Below are 245 nucleotides of genomic sequence, written 5' to 3'. Positions count from 1 at the left end.
TCAGCATAGATCGACGTAAGGCCGGGATAAATGACAAAGCGTGACGTGCCGTATGTCATCGGCAACAGGAATAATGGGACTGACGCCAGCGTTCCAAATACTTGAACCTCGCCCGCCATCCGTCCTGCATACCCACCGGCAAATCGGCAGTTTTGTGCATTGGAAAAGGCGTTATCAGGCAAGTCAACCGGCGCTTGGTCGATCATCATGCCGTACTGCCCAAGATTTGAAATGTTGTATTTCAT

General features: G+C 50.6%; 1 protein-coding gene. It reads right to left on the bottom strand.

The window, feature by feature from the left end:
- The coding region (locus H6A60_RS13485) for a hypothetical protein (protein ID WP_205105373.1) at positions 1–245 on the bottom strand (245 nt) is incomplete at both ends.

Origin of the sequence: Sutterella massiliensis (assembly GCF_016899755.1) — a bacterium.
Taxonomy (GTDB): Bacteria; Pseudomonadota; Gammaproteobacteria; order Burkholderiales; family Burkholderiaceae_F; genus Sutterella; species Sutterella massiliensis.
Note: the sequence above shows the minus strand (reverse complement) of the source record. Positions and strands in the feature narration are given on the sequence as shown.